The organism is Achromobacter sp., from assembly GCF_036567245.1.
Classification (GTDB): Bacteria; Pseudomonadota; Gammaproteobacteria; order Burkholderiales; family Burkholderiaceae_B; genus Achromobacter.
Genome location: NZ_DATCUY010000292.1, coordinates 1 through 4581 on the forward strand (window position 1 = coordinate 1; position 4581 = coordinate 4581).

At 66.9% G+C, this 4581-nt stretch carries 3 protein-coding genes; 1 reads left to right on the top strand and 2 read right to left on the bottom strand.

Annotated features, from left to right (window positions below; translation table 11 throughout):
• On the top strand, nt 1-1166 hold a 1166-nt coding region (locus VIR09_RS13010), incomplete at its 5' end, for a M81 family metallopeptidase (RefSeq protein ID WP_332013240.1).
• A 123-nt stretch (nt 1167-1289) separates the two neighbouring features.
• Here VIR09_RS13010 and VIR09_RS13015 read toward each other — a convergent pair.
• Nucleotides 1290-3680, bottom strand: a complete 2391-nt coding sequence (locus tag VIR09_RS13015) for a TonB-dependent receptor (protein ID WP_332013241.1) — start codon at nt 3678-3680, stop codon at nt 1290-1292.
• Between the two features lie 159 nt (nt 3681-3839).
• Nucleotides 3840-4581 (bottom strand): FecR family protein (locus tag VIR09_RS13020; RefSeq protein ID WP_332013242.1); only part of this gene is annotated, 742 nt, incomplete at its 5' end.

The window sequence follows — 4581 nt, forward strand, 5'->3', positions numbered from 1 at the left end:
ACATGGTGCTGCTGGGCCTGCATGGCGCCATGGTGGCCGACGGCTACGACGACTGCGAGGGCGACATCCTGCGCCGCGTGCGCGAGATCGTCGGCCCCGGTGTGGTGGTGGGCGCCGAACTGGACCCGCACGCGCACCTGACGCCGCTGATGGTGGAGCAGGCCACGGTGCTGGTCTTGTTCAAGGAGTATCCCCACACCGATGTGCTGGAGCGCGCCGAGGACCTGCTGGCGCTGTGCCTGGACGCGCAGGCCGGCCGCACGCGGCCCGTGGCGGCCTTGATCGACTGCGAAATGATCGTGCCTATGCATACCACCCGCGAGCCGGCGCAGGGTTTCGTCAGCCGCATCAAGGCGCTGGAAGGCCGCGACGGCATCCTGTCGATCTCGGCCGCGCAAGGCTTTGCCACCGGCGACGTGCCGGAGATGGGCACCAAGGTGCTGGTCTATGCCGATGGCGATGCCGCCCGCGCCCAGGCCCTGGCGCGCCGCCTGGCCGATGAACTCATCGGCATGCGCGAAGAGCTCATGGTTCCCTACCGCAGCGTGGACCAGGCGCTGGATGAAGCGCTGGCCTTCGGCGACGGTCCCATCGTGCTGGCGGACCGCTCGGACAATCCCGGCAGCGGCGCGGCCGGCGACTCGACCTATCTGCTGGCCAGGATGCGGGAGCGCGGCATACGCAATGCCGCCATCGGCCCCATGTGGGATCCGGTGGCGGCGCGTATCGCCTTCGACGCCGGCCCGGGCGCGGAGCTGGCCCTGCGCATCGGCGGCAAGGTCGGCCCGCTGTCCGGCAGCCCCGTGGACGCGCGCTGCCGGGTCATATCCACGCATGCCGATATGACCATGACGGGCAACTCCGATACCCGCATCGCGCTGGGCGATTGCGCGTTGGTCGACGTGGACGGCATCCTGGTCGCGCTGGTGTCGCTGCGCACCCAGGCCTATCACACGGACCTCTTCACCCAGCTGGGTTGCGACCTGAAGGCGCAACGCCTGATCGTGGTGAAGTCCGCGCATCACTTCCATGCCAGGTATGCGCCGCTGGCCAAGGCGGTGCTGTATGTAGCCGCTCCCGGTTCGGCCAGCCCGGACTGGAGCAGCCTGCCCTACCGCAAGGCCAGGCTGCCGAAGTGGCCGATCGCCTGGCGGCGAAGAGACTGATCGATTACGCCTTGCCGCCCGCTGGGCAAGCACTACTGGGAAGCCAATCCCTCCGGCTATCTGGTCAGCGGCATGCCGCGCACGCTCTGGCTGTCGGTATCGACGGACTTCTAGCGCGACGTCTCACCACCTGTGCTGGTAGGTCAGCGTCAGCACGGCTCCCGCGGCAGGGAGCCGGCTGGTGTTGGTGTTGCTGCGCAACAGCTGGCTGTACAGCGGGTAGTACTCGCGGTTGAAGAGGTTCTCGACGCCCAGGATGAAGGTGTTGCGCGCGTCGGGCTGATAGCGGCCCATGAGATCCACGGTGAAGTAGCTGCTGGCATCCCTGCGGCCGAAGCTCTCTTTTCCATCCAGGCGGTAGTCCTTGGCGCCGAAATAGTTGGCCTGCACGCGGCCGTTCCAGCGTTCGTTCGGCTGGTATTGCAGATAGGCCGTGAGCTTGAGCGGCGGAACGCGGTAGCCGGTCATGCCTTGCCAGCTGCCGCCATCCGGCTGTTCCCGGCCCTTCATCCAGGTGAAGGTGCCGCCAGCGCCCCACTTCTCGTCGTCGGTGGTGGCGTCGATGGTGCCTTCTACGCCGTAGATGCGTTCTTCGGTGCGCGTCAGGATCAGGCCGTTGTTGAAGCTCTGCACGTCGCCGAGTTTCGACGTGGTGTAGAACACGGCCAGCGATGCCGAGGTGTTGCCCGCGCCGCCGCGCCAGCCCAGCTCGTAGTTGTTGGTCTTGACCGGCTGCAGGTCCGACGAGCCGATGTCGAAGCCCGGACGCGCATTCCGCATCTGGACCCCGATATCGGGCAGCTGGAAGCCCTGGCTGAAGTTGGCGTAGATTTCCTGGCCGCGCACCGGTGCGTACGCGACGCCGAAGTTCCACAGCAAGGCGTCGTAGTTGACGGAGCCTCCCTGCACCGTGGCCGGGGAGGGCACGCGCAGTTGCGACAAGGGCACGAAATCGCCGAACCGGGCGGAGGCGTATTCGTAGCGCGCGCCACCCTGTACCGACCATTGCTCGTTGAAGCGGTGTTCAAGCTGTGCGAAGAGGCCGGTGCTGCGGGAGGTTAGTTCGGGCATGTAAGTGAGGCTGCCGATCCTGTTGAATACCCGTCCTCCGCTGCGGTCGTAGGCCGCAGGATCGAAGATGTCGATCGGCATGTCGCTGCGCTCCTGATTGAAGTCCGCGCCCCACAGCACCTTGGATTGCTCGCCCAGCGGCGTGTCCACGGTCAGCCGGCTGCCGAATACCTTGGTGTTCTGCGTTACCTGGTCCACGTTGTTGCCGCGCGTGACCACGGCGCGCGCGTCGAAGGGCGTGAAGCGGGTGAAGTAGTCGCGGTAGTACATCTGGGCCGTGACCTTGCTGCCCAGTACGTCCAGGTGCTCGTACTCCAGGTTCAACAGCGTGTTGCGGATCTGGTTCTGATCGGCCAGTTGCAGGCCGCTCATGGGCAGGGCGCGCGCCGATCCCGGCGGCAGGCGGCCCACGGAGGGATCCGAGGTGTAGTCGGAATCCTGGTCCGCGTTGTAGTAGCTGGCAGAGAGCTGCAGGCGCTGCTGGTCGTCGATGCGCAATCCCAGCTTGCCGCCCAGGCTGTAGATGTTGGAGTCGAACAGATCGCCCTGGCTGGGCTCGGGCGCAATGCGCCGGCCTTGTGCGTCGTACGAGGCGCCGTTGTGGCGCGCGCCCAGGTCCAGGGCATAGTCCAGCTTGCCCTGGCTGCCCGCGAAGTGCTGCTGCAACTGTCCGCCCAGGCCGTCGGCGCGCAGCCGACTCAGGGGGCTGACGGCCGTCACCGTGGTTTCGGACACCGTCTCGCCACCGGCCGGTCGGGTGGTGATCGAGACGATGCCGCCGGTAGCGCCGGCGCCGTAGATCGAACTGCTGCCGCGCAGCACCTCGACCCGCTCGATGGTGGCCGGGTTGATGTTCGCCAGGTTGCGCGACGAGTCCCGGTTGGTGTTGAGGGGGATTCCGTCCACCAGCACCAGCACGCCGCGGCCGCGCAGGGTCTGGCCGTAATCGGTCATGGTGCGGCTGGAATCGGCCATGCCGGGCACGGTCTTGGAGAGTATGGTGGCCAGGCTGTCGGAGCCGGTGCGCAGCTCCTGCAGGGCGTCTCGTTCCAGCACGATGGTTTGCTGCACGGGGCTCACCAGATTGCTCGCCGTGCGCGACGCAGAGATTTCGATGGGCGCCATGACCTGAGGCTGGCCAGCGTTTTCCGGCTCGATGATGATCGCGGCGCCGTCCTGGCGCACACGCAAGGCTTGGTCTTTCAGCAGGGCAGAGAGCGCCTGTTGCGGCGTCATCGTGCCCGAGACGGCTTGCGCCTGCATGCCCGCGACCGTCTGCGGTGCATAGAAGACCTGCAAGCCATGGGCCTGGGCCAGGCTGCGCAGGGCCTGATCCAGCGATTGCGCGGGCATGTCGATCGCCACGGGCGCGGCCTGCGCCCAGGCGCCCGCCGATCCCGCCATCAACAACGCTGCAAGCACCGTATTCCTGAGGCCCTGCATCCGCGCGCGCCTTCCCCATTTTTTGCGATCCACTTCCTGTGCTCCTGAATCATGCTGGCGGGCACCATGCCCGCTTGGTTATCAGGAAGAAGACGCAATACGCGGAAAATACCTGAATGCCGCGGCCGTTTTTTTTGTAACAGCGACTGGAAGGTCGCGTCAGCGGGCGACGAGTTCCACCCGGCCGTCGGACTGGCGGCGAACCTCAACGGGCAGGATGTGCGGCAGCGCCGTCAGGAAGGCGTCCGTGTCCGCGGTCTGGAAGACGCTGGTCAGGCGCAGTTGTTCCAGCCCCTGGCGGGGTGCCAGGGTGATGGGGTGCTGCCGATAACGCGAGACCTCGCGCACGGCGCTGGCCAGGTCCGTATCGGTGAACACGATCTGGCCCTGGCGCCAGGCCAGGGCGGCAGGCAGGGAGTCGGCCTGGACCTGGCCGGCACGTCCGCCGGCATCGATACGAACCGCAAGGCCGGCCGTGACCGACACGGGGGCGCTGTCCTGCGTGCCTGTCACCTCGACCGAACCGGATTCGACCACCACCCGTACCTGGTCTTGGTCGCGACGCACGTCGAAGCGGGTGCCAGTCACTTTGGCGCGGCCCAGCCCTGCATCCACCACGAAAGGCCGGCGCGCGTCTTTTTCAACGGCAAACAAGGCTTCTCCCTCTTGCAGGAAGACCCTTCGCAGGGTGCCGTCAAAACTAACCTGTAGCAGGCTGCGGCTATTCAATTCGGCGATGGATCCGTCCGGCAGCGTGATGGTGCGCCGTTCTCCTGCGGCCGTGCGGTACTCCGTCGCGGGCGTGCCGCGTTGCCAGATTCCTATTGCGATCGCCGCCGCCAGCGCGCACAGGCCCATTCCCAGCGCCTGCCGCCGTACCGGCCTTGCGGCGCGCCGCGGC

Bases quoted from the DNA above. Each gene is read 5' to 3' on its own strand.
- VIR09_RS13015 (WP_332013241.1), bottom strand. From the start codon at position 3,680: ATGCAGGGCCTCAGGAATACGGTGCTTGCAGCGTTGTTGATGGCGGGA.